This window comes from Paraburkholderia sp. BL10I2N1 (assembly GCF_004361815.1).
Classification (GTDB): Bacteria; Pseudomonadota; Gammaproteobacteria; order Burkholderiales; family Burkholderiaceae; genus Paraburkholderia.
In genome coordinates this window covers 1,569,206-1,591,817 of record NZ_SNWA01000002.1, presented here as the reverse complement: position 1 = coordinate 1,591,817, position 22,612 = coordinate 1,569,206, and the positions used below count along the sequence as shown (strand labels likewise).

17 protein-coding genes and 1 tRNA gene are annotated in these 22,612 nt (G+C 57.5%); 13 read left to right on the top strand and 5 right to left on the bottom strand.

The window, feature by feature from the left end; genetic code table 11:
* Nucleotides 1-177 precede the first annotated feature (177 nt).
* The 7 genes from fdnG to B0G77_RS43510 all read left to right on the top strand — a co-directional run bounded on the left by fdnG (nt 178) and on the right by B0G77_RS43510 (nt 9,444).
* Nucleotides 178-3,249 carry a formate dehydrogenase-N subunit alpha gene (gene fdnG / locus B0G77_RS29190; RefSeq protein WP_166656302.1) on the top strand — a complete coding sequence of 1,024 codons (3,072 nt, stop codon included), beginning with the start codon at nt 178-180 and terminating at the stop codon, nt 3,247-3,249.
* 20 nt (nt 3,250-3,269) lie between these two features.
* On the top strand, nt 3,270-4,190 hold the full coding sequence (gene fdxH, locus B0G77_RS29185) for a formate dehydrogenase subunit beta (RefSeq protein WP_133665377.1): 921 nt from the start codon (nt 3,270-3,272) through the stop codon (nt 4,188-4,190).
* A complete protein-coding gene (locus B0G77_RS29180; RefSeq protein ID WP_133665376.1) occupies nt 4,180-4,806 on the top strand; it encodes a formate dehydrogenase subunit gamma in 627 nt (208 codons plus the stop codon). The genes fdxH and B0G77_RS29180 overlap by 11 nt, the downstream gene beginning before the upstream one ends.
* A gap of 201 nt (nt 4,807-5,007) precedes the next feature.
* Nucleotides 5,008-5,940, top strand: a complete 933-nt coding sequence (gene fdhE, locus B0G77_RS29175) for a formate dehydrogenase accessory protein FdhE (RefSeq protein WP_133665375.1) — start codon at nt 5,008-5,010, stop codon at nt 5,938-5,940.
* A gap of 14 nt (nt 5,941-5,954) precedes the next feature.
* Complete coding sequence (selA, locus tag B0G77_RS29170) at nt 5,955-7,397, top strand: L-seryl-tRNA(Sec) selenium transferase (protein ID WP_133665374.1); 1,443 nt, start codon at nt 5,955-5,957, stop codon at nt 7,395-7,397.
* Nucleotides 7,394-9,316: a selenocysteine-specific translation elongation factor gene (gene selB, locus B0G77_RS29165; protein WP_133665373.1), complete on the top strand. Its 1,923-nt coding sequence runs from the start codon at nt 7,394-7,396 to the stop codon at nt 9,314-9,316. The genes selA and selB overlap by 4 nt, the downstream gene beginning before the upstream one ends.
* Nucleotides 9,317-9,351: 35 nt before the next feature.
* Nucleotides 9,352-9,444, top strand: a tRNA-Sec gene (locus B0G77_RS43510).
* 48 nt (nt 9,445-9,492) lie between these two features.
* On the opposite strand, the gene B0G77_RS44700 is transcribed toward B0G77_RS43510, so the two are convergent.
* From B0G77_RS44700 to B0G77_RS29140, 5 genes are all read right to left on the bottom strand, one after another.
* Nucleotides 9,493-10,353, bottom strand: coding sequence for a hypothetical protein (locus tag B0G77_RS44700; RefSeq protein ID WP_243751264.1), 861 nt, complete (start codon nt 10,351-10,353; stop codon nt 9,493-9,495).
* A gap of 551 nt (nt 10,354-10,904) precedes the next feature.
* Nucleotides 10,905-11,960, bottom strand: a complete 1,056-nt coding sequence (locus B0G77_RS29155) for a TniB family NTP-binding protein (RefSeq protein ID WP_133665371.1) — start codon at nt 11,958-11,960, stop codon at nt 10,905-10,907.
* Nucleotides 11,961-12,133: 173 nt separating this feature from the next.
* A complete protein-coding gene (locus tag B0G77_RS29150) occupies nt 12,134-15,022 on the bottom strand; it encodes a DDE-type integrase/transposase/recombinase (protein WP_133665370.1) in 2,889 nt (962 codons plus the stop codon).
* A 1,095-nt stretch (nt 15,023-16,117) separates the two neighbouring features.
* Nucleotides 16,118-16,804: a hypothetical protein gene (locus tag B0G77_RS44695; protein ID WP_243751263.1), complete on the bottom strand. Its 687-nt coding sequence runs from the start codon at nt 16,802-16,804 to the stop codon at nt 16,118-16,120.
* Nucleotides 16,805-17,481: 677 nt separating this feature from the next.
* Nucleotides 17,482-18,003: an HAD domain-containing protein gene (locus tag B0G77_RS29140; RefSeq protein ID WP_133665368.1), complete on the bottom strand. Its 522-nt coding sequence runs from the start codon at nt 18,001-18,003 to the stop codon at nt 17,482-17,484.
* Between the two features lie 405 nt (nt 18,004-18,408).
* On the opposite strand from B0G77_RS29140, the gene B0G77_RS44690 reads away from it, so the two are divergent.
* The 6 genes from B0G77_RS44690 to B0G77_RS29110 all read left to right on the top strand — a co-directional run bounded on the left by B0G77_RS44690 (nt 18,409) and on the right by B0G77_RS29110 (nt 22,605).
* On the top strand, nt 18,409-18,636 hold the full coding sequence (locus B0G77_RS44690; protein ID WP_133665367.1) for a DUF6471 domain-containing protein: 228 nt from the start codon (nt 18,409-18,411) through the stop codon (nt 18,634-18,636).
* An 883-nt stretch (nt 18,637-19,519) separates the two neighbouring features.
* Entirely contained in the window at nt 19,520-19,819 is a 300-nt protein-coding gene (locus B0G77_RS29130) for a hypothetical protein (protein ID WP_133665366.1), read from the top strand.
* A 308-nt stretch (nt 19,820-20,127) separates the two neighbouring features.
* A complete protein-coding gene (locus B0G77_RS29125; RefSeq protein WP_166656300.1) occupies nt 20,128-20,529 on the top strand; it encodes a hypothetical protein in 402 nt (133 codons plus the stop codon).
* Between the two features lie 149 nt (nt 20,530-20,678).
* Entirely contained in the window at nt 20,679-21,278 is a 600-nt protein-coding gene (locus B0G77_RS29120) for a 3'-5' exoribonuclease (protein ID WP_133665364.1), read from the top strand.
* A 10-nt stretch (nt 21,279-21,288) separates the two neighbouring features.
* On the top strand, nt 21,289-21,876 hold the full coding sequence (locus B0G77_RS44685; protein ID WP_243751262.1) for an antitoxin Xre/MbcA/ParS toxin-binding domain-containing protein: 588 nt from the start codon (nt 21,289-21,291) through the stop codon (nt 21,874-21,876).
* A gap of 39 nt (nt 21,877-21,915) precedes the next feature.
* A complete protein-coding gene (locus B0G77_RS29110; RefSeq protein ID WP_133665363.1) occupies nt 21,916-22,605 on the top strand; it encodes a hypothetical protein in 690 nt (229 codons plus the stop codon).
* The last annotated feature ends 7 nt before the right edge of the window (nt 22,606-22,612 follow it).

Genomic DNA, 22,612 nt, shown 5'->3' with positions numbered 1-22,612 from the left:
TATGCTTCGTACTATAACAAGGCACGAGGCGTTGCCCCCCGCCTCATGGCGCGCCGCAAAAAATCAGAGAGTAGAGGCTTCGCGGTCGGAGAAACTGAGCGCTTTGCACTGCGATTGCGCATTAATCGACTTATACTTTTCAATACCCCCCACCACCAAACGAAGCCGAGGGCGACCATGGTCCAGATGTCCCGGCGTCAGTTCCTCAAGGTCACGGCGACCACGCTGGCCGGATCGAGTCTAGCCTTGATGGGCTACTCGCCGGACGTCGCACTCGCCGAAGTCCGGCAATACAAACTGGCGCGAACTACTGAAACACGCAATACCTGTCCGTACTGTTCTGTCGGCTGCGGTATTTTGATGTACGGTCTCGGCGACGGCGCGAAGAACGCCATTACCAGCATCATCCATATCGAAGGCGACCCGGATCACCCGGTCAATCGCGGCACGCTATGTCCGAAGGGCGCGAGCCTCATCGATTTCATTCACAGTGAGAGCCGTCTCACGCATCCGGAATACCGGGCGGCCGGTTCGGACAAGTGGGAGCGCATCTCGTGGGAAGACGCGCTTGACCGCATCGCCAAACTGATGAAGGAAGACCGCGACGCAAACTTCGTCGAATCCACGGAAGACGGCAAGAAGGTCAACCGCTGGCTGACGACAGGTATGCTGGCCGCATCGGCAAGCAGCAATGAATCAGGATACCTGACGCACAAGGTGGCCCGCAGTCTTGGGTTGCTTGCATTCGACAACCAGGCGCGTGTCTGACACGGCCCGACGGTGGCAGGTCTTGCCCCGACGTTTGGCCGTGGAGCGATGACGAATCATTGGGTCGACATCAAGAATGCGGACGTTATTCTGGTCATGGGCGGCAATTCGGCCGAGGCGCACCCATGCGGTTTCAAATGGGTCACCGAAGCGAAGGCGCACCGCAAGGCACGCCTGATCGTGGTCGATCCGCGCTTTACGCGCACCGCATCGGTCGCTGACTTTTACGCGCCGATTCGCACCGGCACGGACATTGTCTTCCTTGGCGGGATCATTAATTACCTGCTGACGAACGACAAGATCCAGCACGAGTACGTGAAGAACTACACGGACTTCCCGTTCATCGTCCGTGAGGATTTCGCATTCAAAGACGGCATCTTTTCCGGCTACGACGCGGACAAGCACGCGTATCCGGACAAATCGACATGGGACTATGAACGCGGCGACGACGGCTTCGTGAAGGTCGATCCGACGCTGCAGGATCCGCGCTGCGTCTACAACCTGATGAAGCAGCACTACTCGCGCTACACGCCCGAGATGGTCGAGAAGACCTGCGGCACGCCTAAGGACAAGTTCCTGAAGGTGTGCGAAATGCTCGCCTCGACCGCGTCGCCGACACGCACCGCCACCATCATGTATGCGCTCGGCTGGACCCAGCACTCGGTCGGTTCGCAGATGATCCGCACGGGCGCGATGGTGCAACTGCTGCTGGGTAACATCGGCGTTGCGGGTGGCGGCATGAACGCGTTGCGCGGCCACTCGAACATTCAGGGGCTGACTGATCTCGGTCTGCTGTCGAACCTGCTGCCGGGCTACATGACGCTGCCGTCGCAACCCGAGCAGGAATTCGATGCCTACATCGAAAAGCGCGCGGCGCAGCCGTTGCGGCCGAACCAGTTGAGCTACTGGAGAAACTATCGGGGCTTCTTCGTTAGTCTGATGAAGGCGTGGTGGGGCGACGCGGCGACCGCCGAGAACAACTGGGGCTACGACTATCTGCCCAAGCTCGACAAGCAGTACGACATGTTGCAGGTGTTCGAGCTGATGTCCCAGGGCAAGATGAACGGCTATGTTGCGCAGGGCTTCAACCCGCTTGCCGCTGCACCGAACAAGGCAAAGATGACCGCCGCGTTTTCGAAGCTGAAGTGGCTGGTCATCATGGACCCGCTCGCGACCGAGACGTCGGAGTTCTGGAAGAACCATGGGCAGTTCAACGACGTCGACGCGTCGAAGATCCAGACCGAAGTGTTCCGGCTGCCGACCAGCTGCTTTGCCGAGGAGAACGGCTCGCTCGTCAACTCCGGGCGCGTGCTGCAATGGCACTGGCGGGGCGCCGCGCCGCCGGGCGAGGCGAAGACCGATCTGGAGATCATGGGGAGCTTGTTCGTGCTGATCCGCAAGCTGTACAAGGATCAGGGCGGCAAATTCCCGGACCCGGTGGTCAATCTCAGTTGGCCCTATGCGGCTCCGTCGGCGCCGAGCCCGGAAGAAGTAGCGATGGAATTCAACGGCAGGGCTTTGGCAGACCTGACGGACCCGAAGGACGCGACCAAGGTGCTCGTGAAGCGGGGTGAACAGCTCTCAGGCTTCGCGCAACTGAAAGACGACGGCAGCACGTCGAGCGGCTGCTGGATCTTCTGCGGAGCATGGACGCAAGCCGGTAATCAAATGGCGCGACGCGACAATGCAGACCCGACGGGCGTTGGCCAGACGCTTGGCTGGGCGTGGGCGTGGCCGGCGAATCGGCGGATCCTCTACAACCGCGCGTCGTGCGACGTAAACGGCAAGCCGTTCGACCCGTCGCGCAAGCTGATCGCGTGGAACGGCAAGGCATGGACGGGCTCGGACATTCCCGATTTCAAGGCCGACGAGCCGCCCGAAAACGGCATGGGACCGTTCATCATGAACCCGGAAGGCGTCGCGCGGTTTTTTGCGCGCGATGCCATGGCCGAAGGTCCATTCCCTGAGCACTACGAGCCGTTCGAGACGCCGCTCGGCTACAACCCGCTGCATCCGCAAAACGCCCAGGCGACGAGCAACCCGGCTGCCCGTGTGTTCCCGAACGATCGCGCGGCGTTCGGCAAGGCGGCGGACTTCCCGCACACAGCGACGAGCTACCGGCTCACCGAGCATTTTCACTACTGGACCAAGCACGTGCGGCTGAACGCGATCATCCAGCCGGAGCAGTTCGTCGAGATCGGCGAGGATCTCGCGAAGGAGGTCGGCGTGGTGGCGGGCGACCGCGTGAAGGTGTCGTCTAATCGCGGACACATCGTCGCGGTTGCTGTGGTCACCAAACGCATCAAACCTCTGATGATTGACGGGAAGAAGGTGCAGACCGTCGGCATTCCGTTGCATTGGGGCTTCAAGGGCATCGCGAGGCCGGGCTATCTGATCAATACGCTCACGCCAGTGGTTGGCGACGGCAATACGCAGACGCCGGAATTCAAGTCTTTCCTCGTGAAAGTCGAGAAAGCCTGAACACGCGAAAGGAGAACACGATGGCACTGCAATCGCTCGATATCAGACGCGTGTCGGCCACCACGGTGCAGCCGCCGTCAGCGCGCGAGCCGGTTACGGGCAGCGTTGCGAAGCTGATCGACGTCACCAAGTGCATCGGCTGCAAGGCATGTCAGACGGCATGCATGGAGTGGAACGACCTGCGCGACGAAATCGGCAGGAACGTCGGCGTCTACGATAACCCGCCCGACCTGACCGAGCATTCGTGGACGGTGATGCGATTCGCCGAATACGAGAACCCGGACGGCAACCTCGAATGGCTGATCCGCAAGGACGGCTGCATGCATTGCGATGACCCGGGCTGCCTGAAGGCGTGCCCTGCGCCAGGCGCGATCGTCCAGTACACGAACGGCATCGTCGATTTTCATGAGGAAAACTGTATCGGCTGTGGCTATTGCATCGCCGGTTGTCCATTCAACATTCCGCGCATTTCGAAGAAAGATCATCGTATGTATAAATGCACGCTGTGCTCGGATCGCGTTGCGGTTGGCCAGGAGCCGGCGTGCGTGAAAACGTGCCCGACAGGTGCGATCGTGTTCGGCACCAAGGAAGACATGAAGCAGCACGCCGCCGAGCGTATCGTCGACCTGAAGGAGCGTGGGTTCGAGAATGCCGGGCTGTACGATCCGCAGGGTGTCGGCGGTACGCACGTGATGTATGTGCTGCATCATGCAGACAGGCCGTCGCTCTATCACGGCCTGCCGGACAATCCGAGGATCAGCCCGCTGGTGGGGCTGTGGAAGGGGATTGCCAAGCCGCTGGCGGTCGCGGGTATTGCGTTGACCGCGCTGGCTGGATTCTTCCATTACACGCGTGTCGGTCCGAACGAAGTGACGGAAGAGGAAGAACTGGCTGCGCGTGACGAGGCACGTCGGATCAAGGAGCCCTCAGATGAAACATGACGAACCGAACCTGATCGTTCGTTATACGCCTAACGAGCGCACCAACCACTGGATAACCGCGATTACGTTTGTTTTGCTCGCCCTGTCCGGGCTGGCGCTGTTTCATCCGTCGCTGTTCTGGCTTACTGCCCTGTTTGGCGGCGGGCAGTGGACGCGGATTCTCCATCCGTTTGTTGGCCTTGTGATGTTTGTTTCGTTTCTGATTCTTGTGTTGCGGTTCTGGCATCACAATTATCTGGATCAGAGCGATATTCAGTGGCTTAAGCAGTTCGAAGATGTGATCGCCAATCGCGAAGACAAGTTGCCCGAGATCGGGCGCTATAACGCCGGGCAGAAGCTGCTGTTCTTTGTCATGGTGGCGTGTCTGGTTCTGCTGCTTTGCAGCGGGATTGTGATCTGGCGACGGTATTTTTCTTTCTACTTTCCCATCGGCGTGACTCGGTTGGCTGCTGTCGTGCATGCTTTTGCCGCGTTCGTTTTGATTTGCGGGATTATTGTGCACATCTATGCGGCTATCTGGATCAAGGGGTCTGTTGGCGCGATGGTGCGTGGGACGGTTACTTATGGGTGGGCGCGGAAGCATCATCCGCGATGGTTTCGGGAAAGTGTTAAATAGCGGTTTGACTTGCTGACCGTGCGCACGACGTTCATGGACCTGCACGGCGTGGACGCCGCGATGCTCTCCCACATGATCGACGACATGGTGCTGTGATCGGAAGGACCCGCACAGGGGCAACGCCAGTAAATCGACAAGATAATCTGCACCCAAAGAAACGAAAAGCCCGCAAGCAAGGAAACAAAGGAAAGAGGCGAAAACATGGTGCAACGCATCCTGGAACCAGGCCAGATCGAATCTCTGGACGCGTCAGCGATCCCCCGAATCCGCCAGCCCGAACGGGCAACCGTATTCGCGACCCGGGCCGCGCGCATGCGCAAACTCGCCGACAGCAATCCGATCGGCGGATACGTTCACCTGATGGCTTCACTGGCCGACGCGCAGCAAAAAGTGCTATCGAGCTTCGAGGCCACGATGCCACCAGCAGAAGCGATTGCCAAAGCGCAGAAACATTCGATGCCGCTAGTCCCTGCACTGGCGTCAGACCGTGATCCGGCCTGGCGCGACGTGCTGCATCGCCTGCTGGACAAGGTAGAAGCCGCAGGCGCGGTCACCCCGGCATTGGCAAAAGTCCTCGACACGCTTCGCGCAAGAGGCGACGCAGATCTCGACGCACAAGCCGACGCCATCCTCGCGCAGCGCTACAGCGAAATCGACCCTGCCGGCGCGCCGTTCATCATGGCTGCGCTGCAGGTCGTATGGACCGATCTGGCGAGCCGTCTCGATCAACGCGACATCCCGTACCTCGACACACCTGGTCTCTGCCCGGTTTGCGGTTGGCTGCCGGTGGCGAGCATCGTGCGCATCGGCGGTCAGTATGAGGGCTATCGCTACCTGCAATGCGGCCTGTGCGCGAATGAATGGCACATGGTCCGCACGAAGTGCTCCAACTGTGATTCGACCAAAGGCATCGCCTTTCACGGCATCGCCGGCGGTAACGAAGCACTGAAGGCTGAATCCTGCGACGAGTGCCACACGTATCGCAAGATCGGCTATCAGGAAAAGGACTACGACATCGAGCCGCTCGCGGACGATCTCGCCAGCCTCACGCTCGACCTTCTGATGAACGAAGCCGGTTATCAACGTAGTGCGCCGAATCCGCTACTATGGCCCGAAGTGCCATCGGAGGCATAAGCGGAGGATCGCGTGTGAGCGAAGTATCGGGTCACGAATTGAACGCGCTGCTCGCGCGGGTACCGTCGGTCGAACGGGTGATGTCGTCGGCGGCGCTAGAGCCGTGTATCGACGCATACGGCCGCACGCAGGTGCTCGCCGCCGTCCGCGCGACGCTGGATGCCTGGCGCAACAGCGCGTTGGCCGGCGTTGCGCACGCCGCGGCACCGCCCGCGACGCTCGACGAGGCCCGGATTGCGGCCGAAGTCGCCTGCATGCTGGCCGAACGCGCGCAAAGCCGCCTGCGCACCGTGTTCAATCTCACGGGCACGATCCTGCACACGAATCTCGGTCGCGCATTGCTACCCGACGAAGCCGTGCGCGCGGTCGTCGACGTGCTCACGCGTCCCGCCAATCTCGAGTTCGATCTTGCAACCGGTCGCCGCGGTGACCGCGACGATCCGATCGACGGTCTCATCTGCGAACTGACCGGCGCTGAAGCCGCTACCGTTGTGAACAATAACGCGGCGGCCGTGTTTTTGACCTTGTCGGCGCTGGCGTCGAAGAAAGAGGTGATCGTGTCGCGCGGCGAACTGGTCGAGATCGGCGGCGCGTTCCGGATTCCCGACATCATGAGCCGCGCGGGTGCACGCCTGCGTGAAGTCGGCACGACCAACCGCACGCATCTGAAGGACTATCAGGAAGCCATTGGCCCGCGCACGGCGATGCTGATGAAAGTCCATTGCAGCAACTACGCGATCAGTGGCTTTACGAAGACGGTCGAGCTTCAGCAACTGGTGCCGCTCGCCCGCGAACATGGCTTGCCCATCGCCGTCGATCTTGGCAGCGGGACGCTCGTCGATCTGGCGCAGTGGGGGCTTCCGGACGAGCCGACCGTGGGCGAGACGGTGGCGGCCGGCGCCGACCTCGTCACGTTTAGCGGCGACAAACTGCTTGGTGGCCCGCAGGCGGGGCTGATCGTCGGTCGCAAGGAGTTGATCGGCAAGCTCAAGAAGCACCCGCTAAAACGGGCGCTGCGCGTCGGCAAGCTCACGCTCGCCGCACTCGAACCGGTTCTGCGTCTGTATCGGGCGCCGGAATTTCTGCGCGAGCGCCTTACCACCTTGCGTCTGCTCACGCGGCCTGCCGAAGACACGCGTGCTGCTGCCGAGCGCGTGCTGCCGGTGCTGCAGCAGGCGCTCGGTGATCGATACGCCGTGACGGCCGAACCGATGTTCAGCCAGATCGGCAGCGGGGCCTTACCAGTCGATCAATTGCCAAGCTATGGGCTCGTCGTGCGCAATGCGTCGGGCAAACGGAGCGGCAGTGCGCTGCAAAAACTCGAAAAAGCGCTCCGCGGATTGCCGCGTCCGGTGATCGGCCGTGTCGCGGACGATGCCGTGCGCCTCGACCTGCGTTGTCTCGAAGCCGCCGACGAAGCCGTCTTCGTCGCGCAATGCCAGGAGTTGCGCGCATGATCGTCGGCACAGCCGGCCATATCGATCACGGCAAAACAACCCTGGTGCGCGCGCTGACTGGCGTCGATACGGATCGGCTCAAGGAAGAGAAGGCGCGGGGAATTTCGATCGAACTCGGTTACGCCTACACGCCGCTCGACAATGGCGATGTGCTGGGTTTGATCGACGTGCCCGGTCACGAGAAGCTCGTGCATACGATGGTGGCGGGCGCGTGCGGCATCGATTTCGCCTTGCTGGTGATCGCCGCAGACGACGGCATCATGCCGCAGACGCGTGAACACTTCGCCATCCTGCAACTGCTCGGCGTCGCGCGAGGCGCAGTGGCCTTGACCAAGACGGATCGCGTCGATGCGGCGCGCCTCGCCGAGGTTCGCGGCGAGATTGACGCGTGGCTCGCATCGACGTCGTTCGCCGGTGCGCCGGTCTTCGTAACGAATGCGACTGAGCCTGACGATCCAGGCGTAGCTGCACTGAACGCGCATCTGCGAGCGGCCGCGATCGCGTGGCGTGCGCGTCGCGACGACGGCCTGTTCCGGCTCGCCATCGACCGCGTGTTCACGCTGGCGGGACAAGGGACGATCGTCACCGGCACGGTATTCGCGGGGCGCGTCAACACGGGTGACACGATGATGCTGGCGCCCGCCGGTACGCCGGTCCGCGTGCGCAGCATTCACGCCCAGAACCAGCGCGCGGATACCGGCCGGGCCGGCCAGCGCTGCGCGTTGAATCTCGCCGGCATCGACAGGGACTCGATATCGCGCGGCGACTGGGTCGTCGATGCACGGCTCGCTGAGCCGTCGGAGCGACTCGATGTCGATCTGACGCTGCTCGCGGACGCCGGCATCACATTGCAGCACTGGGCGCCGTTGCATGTTCATCTGGGCACGACGCATCGCGTGGCGCACGTCGCGCTGCTGGAGGGCGACACGCTGACGGCGGGCAATACGGCACGTGTGCAACTGGTGTTCGACACGCCGGTAAGCGCGTTGCCGGGCGACCGCTTCATCGTGCGCAATGCACAGGCGACGCGTACCGCGGGTGGTGGGCGCGTGCTCGATCCGTTCGGCCCCGCGCGTAAGCGACGCACGCCCCAGCGACGCGCCTGGCTCGATGCGCTCACGACGTGGCTCGACGAAGGGCGCCTCGACGAGTTGCTCGAACAGTCGCCGCGCGGCATGCTGCGCCCGACGCTGATGCACGTGACCGGCCTGCCCGCGCAGGCGCTTGTTCTGCCAGCCGGTGCGATCGAAATTCCCTTGCACGGCAAGACTGCTGACAATGCGTTTATCGTGATGAGCCGTCACTGGGAGCGGATGCGTGAGCAGGTTCTCGATGCCTTGCAGAACTTTCACGCGCGCTCACCTGACGAGCAGGGACCCGACGCGGCCCGCCTGCGACGCATCGTAGCGCCGCTACTGTCCGACGCGTTGTGGCGCGCCTTGATTGACGCGATCGTCGCGGATGGTGCGGTGCTGCGCAGCGGGCCGTGGTTGCATCTGCCGAACCATACCGTCACGTTCGATGCGTCGGAGGAGGTGTTGGCACGCGCTCTGTTGCCGCTCATCGCGGAAGGGCGCTTCGACCCGCCATGGGTGCGCGATCTGGCCGCCGCCGTCAATGAGCCCGAGGATCGCGTGCGACAGGTGCTGCGCAAGCTCGCACGGCAAGGGGACGTCTATCAGGTGGTGCGCGATCTTTTCTATCATCGCGACGTGGTGCGGGAACTTGCTGGCCTCGTTGCCGAACTGGCGGCGCGAGGTGGCGGCGGAACAGGCGCATCCGCATTTCGCGATGCCGCGGGTCTTGGTCGCAAGCGATCGATCCAGATTTTGGAGTTCTTCGACCGCGTTGGGTATACTCGCTTCCAGCGTGACGTCCACCTGTTGCGTACCGATAGCCGCCTGCGCGATGTCCTGTAAGCTTTGTGACTACGCGGCTGAGGGTTCTTCGTTAAGGAAGGCATCCGTATCCGGTGGTGCGGCTGGGCTTCAAACCCAGTAGGGGGTGTCAGACATTCCTTGGTCGGTTCGACTCCGGCTGCCTTCCGCCCCGCATTGACAAGGGTTAGGGGGAAAGTCGGTGTAGAGTTCATCAATTAATGTCGTTTACGACACGAATTGGTTGTTTTTGATCTGCCCCGATTTTTGACGGGAGGCATTCCGCGAGCATTTTTGTCAACTCTTACGGTCGATGATTTCGCGAGTCCCAATGCTCTCGTGTGGAATTTGCTGTATACAAAATCTCTCTTTACTCCGGTACGCTGAAAAATCCGCTCCGCAACTTTGCTCCGCGTTGGCTTTATGTCTTCCCCGAGCAGTTCTTGAAAGTATTTCCAGTATTCGTTGAAGCCCTCTTCTTTGCGCGCCAACTTTTCCGCCCGTCTCGATTCCTGTCCCCGATGCACTAGCATCGTTGCAAAGTCTGGGGCAAGTATGTGCAAACAATTTTGATTCACATCGAGAAGTCTGCAGGCCTGACTTAGATTCTTAAGCAATCCTAATTTATAACGTTTTTCTAGCTCTGCAATCAAGGCGTCTGAAGTTTTGAATGTTCGGACCCCGCGGTGGCGAAATAGCACGACGCTAGCGTTAGCGTTTTCATACATCTTGCGTAATTTTAAGTTGTTTCCAAGCACGACGTCGGATATCTTGCAACCACAACGGTCTGCGATAGTGGTCAGCATAGGAAGCGACATCTGGCGGCGGCGATAGCGGCAGCATTGGTCGATAACGTGTTTGTTGCCGAGATACTTAGCTAACCGAGCTAGTTTGCCGTCGAACAGCGTGTTTGCAGCATGTTGTATAAATTCGCTAGTTCGATTGGCATTGGCGAATTTTTCGGGACATTGGTGTATCTCATCCAACAATTCCGTGACCAAATGCGCGGATCGGATTTGCTCCTCGCTGGCCTTTCTAGTTTCCTGATTGGCAAGACTAGTGCCATCGATACGAGACACTCCAGGGAGCCAGAACGTATATGGGTCGCGTTTGCGTGCGTTGGGTACCGTCTCGAGAAGAACATTGTGGAGGGGACAGGCTTCGACACAGTGAATCGTCCAAAGCAAGCGATTGTACTTTGAGCGACCTACGGATTCGTCGTCCCTGTAACAGGAGGGGCAGAAGCGCTCTTGCCTGGAAAGAAGTTTGGCGGAGGGGACACAGGTGCGTAGCGGAAGCAATGTTCTCGAAGTGAGGTCAGTGCGCATTGTGAGTCTCTCGAGCGCGGTGACGCAAGCTGCCGCACGTCCGCTAATGCCATTCATGGTGAGGAATTCGCGACCTTGCACCAGTGCGCTCGTCTCATGTTCATGCAATAGGGGTCCAACGACATAGCAGGCAAATGTCCCCGGAAATATTCCGTGAAAGGCACTCAATCTACGTAGATAACTTGTAAGGCTCTCATAGCTCTCCCCGCTCTCTCCCTCAGGGACCAAGCCAAAGCAAGCTGACCGAGGAGGAGAATCATCAGGCCACCCGCCAGGGACGCTCACTAAAGTAATCGGAGTAGTCATTGACCGCGACGCCGATTCAGCTGGCTATCCTCATGCCGCTCTTGGTCCAACTCCCTGCGGAGCTCCGCTTCTGTTGGGTAAGTCTTGACTAGTTCACCCTGGAGATATGATTGGATGCGCTCTTCGCCGCGTAATGTCTCCATCGCTATTTGGCGATGCTCCTCAAGCGATGGCATCGATTTCACAAGATTAGTTTTGCTCCATCTTGGTCTTTTCTCTTTCGAACAACGCGCGGCAGCCTCCAGGATCACTTGCACGGACGCGCCGGGTAATCCAAACGTACCCTCGAACATGTATTCGACGTCGTGCTGTAAGTCGATCTCGAAGTGATATGGCATGTGTGCCGCCACGGATTTAATGAACGTCGCATATTCTTCGAAATCTTCTTTACACTGTTTATACCGAGGGCAGTGTATGACGGTGATCCGGCGAGCTAATTGAGCGGTTGCGTGTATTAATGCCTCGCTTCCATAGGCACCGATTAACACCAGATGGAAGTTGGACCGATTTGAAAGCGATTTTAGAAGATTTCCATAGTGAACCGGAGGAGTTGCCGAGTTCAGAAAATGAATTACCTCATCAAGTATCAGATGCTGGAGTTTCCGACCTACGATAGCGTTTTCAAGCGTCATTCGGCTATTTTCAGTCGGATCGAGTGGTCTCCCAAGATTTTGAGGCATGCCGAATCCATCCAGGACACTGGGCGCCAGCAGCGCCATGCAGATTCGCGCATAAAGAAAACCGAAATCTATCCCGTATCTCCTATCTGCAGAATCTACATCGACCATCACCGCAGGGATGATTGAGGGATCTTCTTGAATTTGATATGCATAGATTTGGATGAGATCCCTTAGCAGTTTCCGGCCGAAAGCTGATTTTCCCCATCCCGTCGGGCCGACGATCAAGATAATGGAAAGCCCCCCAAATTGTTCCATAAGTACTTCCACTTCCTCCAAGATCGTATTCAAGGTACTATGAGGAATTAGAAGATTTCTTACGTAGTCGTTTTTATCCCCGCGTGAACCCGCTATGGCTTGCTCTTTGCTGATCATGTTCAACTCCAGTGTTTTCAATAATGCGGTTTCATCCATTGCATCTAGATTAATTCGAGAAGTCTTGATCGCTTGGGTACGATGAAAAATGCGATATAAATCTAGCCTGTCGGAGTGTTCGCCGGTAAGGCTGGATGTTGTCGGAACGCGTCGGAAGCACTCGACGTGCCCTCTCAGGTTGGTTTTCTAACTGGAAGAGTTGCGTAATCAAGTTTGAACTCTTTTGGGGATTGATATATATTTGAATCGATGTCCTGACTATGGGATTCGATAATGTTATTTTTGGTTTCATCGAATCCATCGTAGCGGTCCCTGCGGGACCCTGTCGTACCCTGTTCAGGAGGTAGGACGGCGGTCAGGCCCGCCCGCCCGTAGAGCATTCGGGTAGCGGCGGTGGCTTCCGCGGCGGGTGGCAGAACATGATCGGCAAAGACGTCATCGAGCACCGACTCAAAATTTTCGTTCGGAGAAGCTTTCAGTCGTAGGCGGACCTCATAAAGGGCATAGCGCAACTCGATCGAGGTCATGCTGCGGTAGCGAAGCAACAAGCTCGATACGCATCTCACCCACTTCTTGTTGACGATGGCGTACACCACACTGACATCCCACATGTCGATGTACACCTCAACTTTCATTTTTTTATAACGCGCCGCCGCAAATTCATCTGCCCAATACCATATGCGCCAAAGCAGTACACCCGATGTTGGATTGATCTTGTGTGTACCGCGAGTGCTTGGAATCAACGTTTGCAGTATGAATTGGGTATCGTATGGCCGAAGCCGAGTGAGACGCCTGCCCGTTTCCATGAATCGCTTGTGCATATATTGTTCTGGCGTATGGTCATGTGCAGGGTGGCACGTCTCCCGGTTGTATTCCACAAAGAAGAAGTAATCCAGAAGGCCATGAAACTCAACGAAGGAGAGGTGGTCAGCGTTCATTGGGTCTACGGAACGCGTCATTGTTCGTACGTGTGCGGTAGCCTTCGTGTTGCCTATCAGGTCGTGAATGAATCTGGTGTTCGTGATACCAAAAAGGCGCTCGAGTACGTTGCCGAATCGTGATTGATGCGCTGGCCTGTAATCGACGGTGATGTCGTTGAGATCGCAGAATCGATCAAAAGCCTTCGAATGGAATTCTGGGCCGTTGTCACACACGATAAAATCCGGCACGCGCTTGTGTCGCGCGACCATAGCGCGCAGGGCCATCATGCAGCTCACCGCACTTGGTTGATGGGCCGCAAGATAAAAGGACAGGACCGCTCGTGACTCTGCGTCCATCACAAGGCTAAGCCATGCGCGTAGTTTATATATGCGGCCGCCTTTCCCTTGCGTTTTTACTACCACGTCGACCTTGGTGTGGTCGATGTGGACCCGGTGGAATGGCCGTCCTCCATGAATCTTGTCGAGCCGGTGCAGATACCATACAGCGGGCTCCATATTGTAGGCACGGCGCGCACCCTCGCGCGCTCGATCATTGCGGAACTGTGAAGAACGTTGATAGAACGTATTTCGGGAGCAGGGTCTTAATCCCCGTTCCTTGCAAAGAGCCGTGAACTCCTGAAAGCTTTTGCGCACGGACGGGTTCGTTGGATTGTTACCGCCGGTCACTGTCTCTTTGATTAGGTCAATAACACTTTGTGAGATTTGTGGGCCACGTCCTCCAGGTCGCCCAGGAATTAAATTAAGCTTCTGAAGCGGCAATGAGTCTCCTGCTTCGCGCTTTTTCTTTTGCCAGCGTTGAATTGTTCGTTTGCAACACGTGTAAGGAACCTCGACTTCTTCGAGCCTTTTCAATAATTCGAATCTACGGTTGGCCTTGTTAATCCTCTCGTCGCTGATGGGCGGATTCTCCGCAAGTAATTCATCGATGTTTTTTTGCGGCGAAAGCAGCTGAACGTCATCAGAAAACATGAGAGACTGAAACTGTTTTTCTGATAAGACCTCGAATACGTTAGCTGCCGAGTCACGGTAAAGGACTTTTCCTTCTGGTAGTGCCGTGACTGTGTACACCTCAGAGCGACCTCGAAACATGAACTCAGTTCCAATATCGACGGTCAGCAAGAAATGAGTCGAAACGGCGTGAGGCGGAGGACGGCGCCATTTGACAAGTTCTAATTGTTCTGATGTCGAGCAGATAACGGTCGTGTAAGGTTCGGAGAGGTCGTTGTACTCCAGATCGACAAACACTTGCTGGTCAGCGATAGCCTTCCAGACGTCATCGATGCGGAATCTTCCACGAGGCGTCTCAAGCTCAATGTTCTCGTTCCATGGTGTGTCGTCTTCATATGCCGCATGATTTAACGCAGCAAAACTCATGGCCCCGCCACGTTTATCGAGAAGCGTTCTTATAGCAAGCAAGGTATCGTCAGAAACGGGACGGACTTCGTCAATCAAGTATGCAGAGAGATGCTCGAGATTGGCTGCGAACAGGTCGTCGTGTTCAGCGGAAGAGCGAAGGCAAAAGGTGATTCCGAGCGATTTGAAATATGTCTCTCGTTCTGGGCAGTACCATGTCCCATCACGTTTAAAGAAGCGATCAGGCTGCTTTTTCGCTAGCCGAATCAGTTCATGCTCAGTTTTCCATTCTTCTACAAATGGACCGTAGTTTGTCAAGCGGAGGATGTCCGGTGTGTAGGGGACGTCATGGCGATACTCAGTTACTTTGCCATTCCGTCCGGTGCTACGAATGGTCCTCGGGATAGCCACTTGAACTGGCTGGCAGTAAAATTCACGTGTGAATCCGTCAAAATCGGCCTTGATCACAGCAGGGAATTCGACCCGTCTACTTTCCGTTGCAAGCCGCTTCCCCATCTTCTTTGATGTGTAACGCGATATGACGTTTCCGCCGGTGCCGGGCAATTTCCGTGTAGGCGCCTCCCGCGCCGATCGGAGTATGTAATCCACCCCAGTGGGGGGTGTGCCCCATTCGGCTAGAGCTTTTCGCCGCTCGTTATCGTCTGTGTATGGCTTCGCAGATCCAAGGGGACGGTTCTCCATCCATTGCTTCTCGTTTGCCTGCCAGACGGAGATCGGCTTGCGTTTGATCGGCAGTTCGATCCTCATTTTCACCTCCCTCACGCAGACGTGGCTTTTGATCGGCTTAGGGGAAAGGAGACATTTCGCGAAGGAAAAGTTTTGGAGTCCGCGTGCCAATTTTGGGAGCACGTTCCTCGTCGCATGACCATAGGCGACGATAGTGCGGTAGTCAACGTCTCTATCTGCCGAACTACGCAAATCATGTGATTAGGAGTACGTAGTAAAGTGCAAAAAAATATTTGTATTTTCGTTTCTGCGTGAACCAATATCCAAATTTACGGTGTGAACGTCAACGATTTGATGACTTTTTTCTGCGTCTGCGAGACGCAACGTTCAAGTTGATGCATCAAGATTTTCTCTTCGCACGCTACCGGTGATTTTTTTGAATCGCTCCGCGCTGCCTGATAGCAAAGACTCCTGTTGTCAGAGGCGGGGCTTGCGACGAGGCTCCAGCCCTCCCTCCCTCCCTCCCTCCCGTGTGTGTCAGGACGAAAGGATCCTACGCTATGTGGGCGCATTCAATTTCAGAGTTAACCGCCGGCCTGAAGCGACCACACGAGACGAAAAGGCAGATTTCCATATCCGCTGTGGTAAAAAGCGCTCGTTGTGCGCCGCTCGGCAGACAAATTTGGGCGTTGTTCCAAACATCTCGACGACGCCTAGTCAATCGGCAACATTTTGCTCCGAAACAACATCGGAACATCGGAACATCGGAGCTCGCTATGACGGACGGCGTCTGCACAGCGAGCCTGAGTCGGAACGCGGGCAGGAGCGCTGGGGGCAATCTTCCGGCACCCGAGGTGCAGCGGCCCTGATGACCGGTAAGATAGGCTTTGGGTGAGGTAGAAGCTGAGGATCGACGATGTGTGGAGGGGAAGCGCTTCGGGACGAAATGAACTTCCTTGGATGCTAGACGGCACCTGTGAGACGCCGGCGCCCGCGAATGGACCTTCGTCGTGTTTGATTTTCTGCTGTTGACCTTTTCCAATGCAAGCGCGAAAGCGCCGAGACCAACACTCTCGACCCTCGTAAAACAGGTAACCTTGCCCACCGCCCAGCCGAGCGAATATCGGCGCCCTTTTAGACTTCGGATGCAGAGCGTTGGACGTTGTATTCGAACGGCTACTGCTTGTAGTTATTGCTGGCTCGTGCGCTCTTTGTTGCGTACCGCTCCTCTGCAAACGTCAGACAAACCCCCTGCTCTTTGAGTAGTGTCACCACCGTTCTTCTGGATGGGTACGTTCCATTTTCTTTCAAGGCGAGATGTAGTTTCTCGTATGCTTGATACTTGGCGTCTAGCCTCGATTGTGCGATTCGCAGCCGATGGTGACGGCCTGCGGCAACCAGTGCTTTGTTTTGCTCCGGAAAATTACCGCGTAGGAATTTCGGCGATACATCGAGGTGATTCGCTGCTTCCTTTGCGTTCGAGTCGGGATTACATCTAATGTACTCATTGAGGGAGGCGATTAGCCTTTTTAGGGGCGTCTTATATCCGGATCGTCGCGCGAGGCCAAACAGGCCACGGGGAAATTCGCTCTGATGATGTACTCGCAGACTATCCGTATATCCGGAGATAACGTCCGATATGGTGCAATCGAAGGCGATAGCTATTCGAGCCACGCACGACAGACTTGGCAAGATTTTGTTGTGCATCCAACCATGAACTTGCGACTTGGAGGCTGCAAGGTGGTGCGCAAGAGCGGCGGAATTTCCATCAAATTGGTTGCTCACCACGTCTTGTAAATACTTTGCTGTGAGTGATGTCTTATGCCTTTTAACTTCTAGGTCGTCGATCAATTCAGCTACCATTCGAGCAGTTTCTACTTCGGACTTGGAAGCCGGTTTGCTAGTGCAGTTTGCAAGACTGCTGCCATCGATCCGTGATATGCCGGGAACTGTGAATGAAAGGGGGCGTCGCCCCTTCGCTTTCGGTTCAAGAAGTAGTTGACGTTCGTGTATGGGGCATGCGGTTACGCAACGTATTGTCCAAAGGAGTCGATCGTATTTGTTGCGTCCGGCCGTTTCGTCCTCTACGTAGCATAGGGGACAAAATCGGTTCGCGGACTCGATCAATTGATACGATGATAGGAGGTTTCTGAACGAGGACAATGTCAATAAGTGCAGGTTGGAGCGAGAGGTGAACCGATTCAATAAGTCAACCCAGCGAGCGGCGCTTTCACTCAGCCCACACATATTAAGACGGTAGCACCCGTCTGCTGTGAAATCCGCCGAGATTAATGTCGGAATTCCCATTGATGGGACTATCGCATGAAAGGCGAGGGAGCGGGGGAGTAACGCCTGGGCATTCGACGTCCGTCTGAAAAAACTGACAATGTGCTCGCGCGTCGCTCCGTTGAAGCCATATGGTGTTACACCAAATAATTGCGAGCGCGGCGGGAAACCTACTGGCCAGCCTTCCGGCGATTGTGGGTCTGGTGACAATTGTTTTTTCACAGGGCATCCCCGGGGCGCCATTGCCGATAGCACTATTGTTCAGTTTGTTTTCTCGGGGGCTTGCGTTCTCTGCGAACCTGGCTCCGCTCTGTCGCACGGGAAACCAGGCGATGAAGTGCTTGAACAGCCCGAGAGTCAGCTAAACCTATTTGAGGTTCGAGGAGGAGGGTGACGTGAAGGATATGCGCAGGATATCTGGCGTCCGCGTGATCGAGAATAAGGACTGGTTCGGCTACATTGCGGACTGCTTCCGTTGCAATCGCGATGCGATGAGGAAGGTTTTGGTAGAAGCTGGCGTGCTGAAGGGTTGACCCGCTAACACGTGATGCCAGAGTTTTTGGCAAACGACGTAGACTTTCATCGAATCCGAGAAAGTATGTCCACCACGTATTAAGTACCAGACGTAAGTCGGTGAAGTTTGCGACGACTTCCGCGAGTGCATCGTTGCTCTCAAAGAGGCGGTGTCGTGGGGCGTCTAGGGCCGGGTTGATTTTCTTTTCGAATCGTACGGCATTGGGATGTAACACACCGTCAAAGTTGAGAAAGATCAACATAATTGTGGACTCCTGCTCTAATAACGGAAGAATCTCAGTCGATTAGTTGGCGATATCCAAAAAGTAAGTCGTGTGTAGACGTTTTGTCGACGCACTGATCCGTTCAGAGCCGGGACCACCTGTGTCTAGCTCATCCAAGCGATGTGCCCGAAGCGGTTTGGGTCACACCGAGGCACCTCCCGGCCGTTTATTCGACGGTCTGCATATGGGCTACAGGGACCATCCATATCCATCGGCAGTTGCAACGGCGGCCCGCTAGCAACTTGTGTTGCGGCATTCACATGCTTTGTCTCGTAGCCTGCAAGAGCAAATCTCATATTCAACGCGTAAGTCGCATATATGAGATTATAAAAGCATATTCAAGATAGGCAAGGAATAATCCGCCTTTTTGCTGGGGTGGGGCGGATGGACTGGTATCAGGTGGCGAGAAACGTGCTTCGTGCCGAGCTTGTACGGCACGGGGTGAGCTATCGGCAACTGGCAACATTACTTGCGAATATTGGAGTTCGCGAGACCGAACGATCCATCGCCAACAAGCTGTCTCGCGGTAGCTTTAGCTTCGCGTTTTATCTGCAGTGCATGAGGGCCTTAGGACGGACGGATTTCCGCGTGGATCTCACTGACGTAACTTGACCTCAACTTTGTTCTTCTCCGCGCTCCTTCGGCGTCTTGCTGACGCATCCCCACTTCGGCGCTCCCTCGCGCATCTTTTGCCTGCGGTCCCACCTGTGTTGCTGTAGTCAACAAAAGGTGGATCGTACGACTTGAAAATCTCATATATGCGATTATAGTATCGTTAACGGCATGTTAACCCGTGTCGACCAGAACCGCGTGTCGTTCGCCTACGGGCATTGGACAGTGTGTGACGCCGTTTTCTGAACCGCCGGTCAGCCTTAGCAGAGTCGACTGCAATTGGGGGGCGCGTTTGCGTGCGACGCAACCGAATTATTTTCCATCCTACGGGCTCGATCCACGGCACCAGTACTGGCGTGCAGCGTCGCCGGCTGGGAACTGTCATCTTGGGTCGGGCAAGGCTCGTTCTATCTCTCGATCTCCCTTTCAAGGGCTTATCAAGGTGATAAATCGGATCTGCTTGTTAGCGTCAGAGACAAGGTGATGGCTCGAGCGGAACGACGCCGCGCTCGAGCGAGAGTTTTCGTGGTGCTTGAACTCTTTGAAGTTCGAAAGCGGCCAGCTGTTGAAAGAATGATTCGTTTACGGAAACGGCGGTTTCAACAAAAAGGTGAGTAGTAAACTCACTCCTGTTAATGGACGCGCGAATCAGCGGCGACGACGGCAAGAACTCTTGCACAACGCTTTGGCAGTTCCGGTATGCGAGAAACCCGGTTAACTGATCGCCGCAAGAGGTACGTTTTGTTTCGAACACATGTAGGGAAGCATGGCGGACTTGCGACACACTGTTCCGGTAGTGATGGGAGTACTTTTATTTTGGTAGCTTTGGTCGCAATCGACGCTGTCGATGGTTGTATCGTCAGATACTTTGAAGGAGTGATGTATGCGTAGGGAGCGAAAGGTCAAAAAGGCCGACTATCTGACTCGACTGGCCGTTGGCCCAAAAGTGGAAGCAGCATTAGATCGCCAGATAGATATGCTAAGTCTTACCTGCGATAGCTCCGGTTTCTCTGCGCGAATGCACATCGGTGGTCAAGTTGAGGCCGAATACTACAAGCACAGTGGCACCCTCATCATGGGTGCATGGATGGCGGTAGAAGTGAAGTGTTCCGCGGAACAAGCCGCCGAACTCGCGAAAGCAATCGGATCCGCAGCCCTTCCTTCATTTGAAATTATTGGCTGATCGAGTATCAAGGTGCGGGTTGGGGCGCCGATCGTAGCACGGTAAGGCACGAGGCGATGGGCCGTAGGGGCCCGCTTATCCCGCACACCTGCATCTGGAGAAGCATCGGCACAGCCTCGCACTGCACCGGCTCATTGCCGAGAAGATCCGGCGCGATCCGACGCTGTTCGACCGTGCGCGCGAAAACCTGGACCGCTGGATGGCAACGGACCGGTACCAGCACGCGGCACCGTACCTCATTGAGTGGCGGGCCGCGATCGACTAGGGCATCGATGCAACGATCGCCCTGATGACCGATCCGGGCGAGCATGCAACTGATCTACGGCAATCGGCGCCGTTTGCTGGATTCCTTTCGGACGATGAACGGCTCGCGTTTCTCGCCGAGTGGCGCGCCCGCCATCTGCGCGTGCGTCGGGAGTAGGGCGATGGCGTTTCAGGACAAGCTGCGCGCGCTCATGTTCGGTATTCCCGCCGGGGTTCCGTCGCAAAACCTTGACGGCGAAACGGTCCTGCTCCTGAAAGATGTGCCGCTAGAGCTTGAGTCCGCGTTGCGCGGCTGGCTCTGGTCGCAGCCCGCGCTCGTGTGTGAGGACTCGTCCTCGTACGCGCTGCGCGTCGACGCGGCCGATCGCATGGCGATTCCGTGGGACGTGTGGGAACACTACCTGTCGTGGGTGCAGGACATGCTGGCCGAAGTGCTGAAGTTCTAAATGTGCCCGTCCCGATCATGCGCGTTTTCGTCGACCGCAAATCTACCGATTTACGGCAACCCACCTCCGAACCGGACATTTCAGAATGGCATCGACAGCCGGTGATGGCCCGTCGCACGGACGATGCGCATACCCCTTTGGAGGTCCGGATGGCTCACGAAAAGAAGCTCGCCGATCGGCTCGCCCGTTGGGATCCGGCTGCGCCCTATGCTGGCGAGGCGTGGCCCGGTGTTGCAAGGGACCTTGCGGCAGCGGGGGATGGTCCCCTTTTGCCTGACCGCCGTCCACGTGACCCGTGGAAGCCGCGCTATTTCCTCGACACGGAGTTCACGGATTTCGACGCCTGCCAGCTCATCAGCATGGCGATCGTCGGCGAGAACGGGCGCGAGTTCTATGGCGAGTGCTCCGACTTCGAGCACCCGCTGTGCAGCGACTTCGTGCGCGCGACCGTGCTGCCGCAGCTCGGCCAGTTTCCGGACCGCGCGATGCCGTTCAACCAGCTGCGCCGCGAACTGCTGGACTGGCTGAACCGGGTGCCAGCGAAACCGACGCCGGTACTGTGTTTCGACTTTCACGGCGATCTGCAGCTCGTGGAGCATCTGCTCGGTGGCCCGCTGCCCCGTGGCTGGAAAACGGAAAACATCTGTAACAGACTCGATGCCCGGCGCGTTGCCGGCTACTTCGCGGAACATGGTGGCGAACATCACGCGCTGTACGATGCCCGCGCTCACGGGAGCGCGTTCATCTGAGGAGCCAAACATGATGACTGTCGCTGAACTGCTCGAAATCCTGCAGCGTCTGCCGGCGTCGGCCCGCGTCATTGTGCAGGGCTACGAAAGCGGCTTTAATGACGTAACGGGAGCGGCCCCCCAGCCGATCGTCGTCAATGGTGGTCATCGTGAGCGGGATCGCCTGGGGCCATATGTGCCGGCGGTTCAGGGCGGCGGCGATCATGAGTCACCCTCCGAGATCGACGCTGCGGCTGACGAACTGGCCATGTTGATCACGTCGACGCGGCATAACGCGGCAGCGGATCCGGTGTTGTCACAGCTGCGCGGCACGGTGCAGCGTTTTGAAGGGGCAATCGGTCCAGTCTGGTCTGGCAATGACGAATCCGGTTTCAACGATGAGACCGGACAAGACCTTGCTGACCACGCGGCACGCGTGTTGAGCGTTCATGCGCAGGCCAGCGAAGTGCTCGAAGACCCGGCGATCGCGATGCAGTGGATGCTGCGCCCCGCGGTCCTGCTGGATAGCAATCGGCCGCTGGATGCACTGGCGACGCAAAGCGGTTATGACCGGGTGCGCGATCTGCTCATGCGCCTTGAGCACGGCATTGGCATCTGAAACTGGATCGATTCCCCGGCAGCGGGGCGGAGCAGACACATGGTCAAGGAACTGACGGGCATCATCCACAAGCCGGAACAGCCAGTGTCGACCGACGATATGCATGAAGCGGTCGGGCAGCACATCAAGGGCGAATGGATCGGCGGCTCGCCCGGCTTCATGGACGAAGGCCGCGGCGACCAGCAACAGGCGCTGCGGGCAAGGCGCTTCGGCGCACTTGCGGGTCGCGTAGGCGCGTCGCCCGACTTCGCCCCGCCGCTCGAGCTGGTTACGGAGGCGAGCTGGCCGCGTGCGCGTGTGACCTGTGATCACGTGCGCCGCGTGCTGGTCGCCACGCTCGACAGTGGCCAGACGCTCGAAGCGCACGATCCGCGTGAGCTGGCCGAGCTGATGCATGAGGCCGGTGTGCGGGCGGGCGAGGTGGCCATGCTGCGCCTGCATGACGATGAACAGAACGGCGTGCCGACAGGCGATCAGATCGCGATTCACCATCGCCTGCGCCAGCTGGCCGCCCGTGAGGAGCGCACCGCGCAGCTGCAGGGGGTGCCGGTGCAGGTGCGCGAGGGTCTCAGCTCATACGTGCGGCTTGCCGACATTCCGCAGCCGTGGCGGGATGAATTTCGCGCCGCGCTGCGCGGCTCGGCCTGTCCGGTGATCCACGGCGAGGGCGAATGCGCCAGGGCGTGGGACTGGTCCAACTGGCTGCAGGGGCGCTTTCCGCACTATTGAGGGCATA

What these genes read in the sequence shown, in the direction of transcription:
- fdxH (WP_133665377.1), top strand. Translation starts at nt 3,270, where the DNA reads ATGGCACTGCAATCGCTCGATATCAGACGCGTGTCGGCCACCACGGTG.
- B0G77_RS29180 (WP_133665376.1), top strand. Translation starts at nt 4,180, where the DNA reads ATGAAACATGACGAACCGAACCTGATCGTTCGTTATACGCCTAACGAG.
- fdhE (WP_133665375.1), top strand. Translation starts at nt 5,008, where the DNA reads ATGGTGCAACGCATCCTGGAACCAGGCCAGATCGAATCTCTGGACGCG.
- selB (WP_133665373.1), top strand. Translation starts at nt 7,394, where the DNA reads ATGATCGTCGGCACAGCCGGCCATATCGATCACGGCAAAACAACCCTG.
- B0G77_RS29155 (WP_133665371.1), bottom strand. Translation starts at nt 11,960, where the DNA reads ATGATCAGCAAAGAGCAAGCCATAGCGGGTTCACGCGGGGATAAAAAC.
- B0G77_RS29150 (WP_133665370.1), bottom strand. Translation starts at nt 15,022, where the DNA reads ATGAGGATCGAACTGCCGATCAAACGCAAGCCGATCTCCGTCTGGCAG.
- B0G77_RS44695 (WP_243751263.1), bottom strand. Translation starts at nt 16,804, where the DNA reads ATGGTAGCTGAATTGATCGACGACCTAGAAGTTAAAAGGCATAAGACA.
- B0G77_RS29140 (WP_133665368.1), bottom strand. Translation starts at nt 18,003, where the DNA reads ATGTTGATCTTTCTCAACTTTGACGGTGTGTTACATCCCAATGCCGTA.
- B0G77_RS44690 (WP_133665367.1), top strand. Translation starts at nt 18,409, where the DNA reads ATGGACTGGTATCAGGTGGCGAGAAACGTGCTTCGTGCCGAGCTTGTA.
- B0G77_RS29130 (WP_133665366.1), top strand. Translation starts at nt 19,520, where the DNA reads ATGCGTAGGGAGCGAAAGGTCAAAAAGGCCGACTATCTGACTCGACTG.
- B0G77_RS29125 (WP_166656300.1), top strand. Translation starts at nt 20,128, where the DNA reads ATGCAACTGATCTACGGCAATCGGCGCCGTTTGCTGGATTCCTTTCGG.
- B0G77_RS29120 (WP_133665364.1), top strand. Translation starts at nt 20,679, where the DNA reads ATGGCTCACGAAAAGAAGCTCGCCGATCGGCTCGCCCGTTGGGATCCG.
- B0G77_RS44685 (WP_243751262.1), top strand. Translation starts at nt 21,289, where the DNA reads ATGATGACTGTCGCTGAACTGCTCGAAATCCTGCAGCGTCTGCCGGCG.
- B0G77_RS29110 (WP_133665363.1), top strand. Translation starts at nt 21,916, where the DNA reads ATGGTCAAGGAACTGACGGGCATCATCCACAAGCCGGAACAGCCAGTG.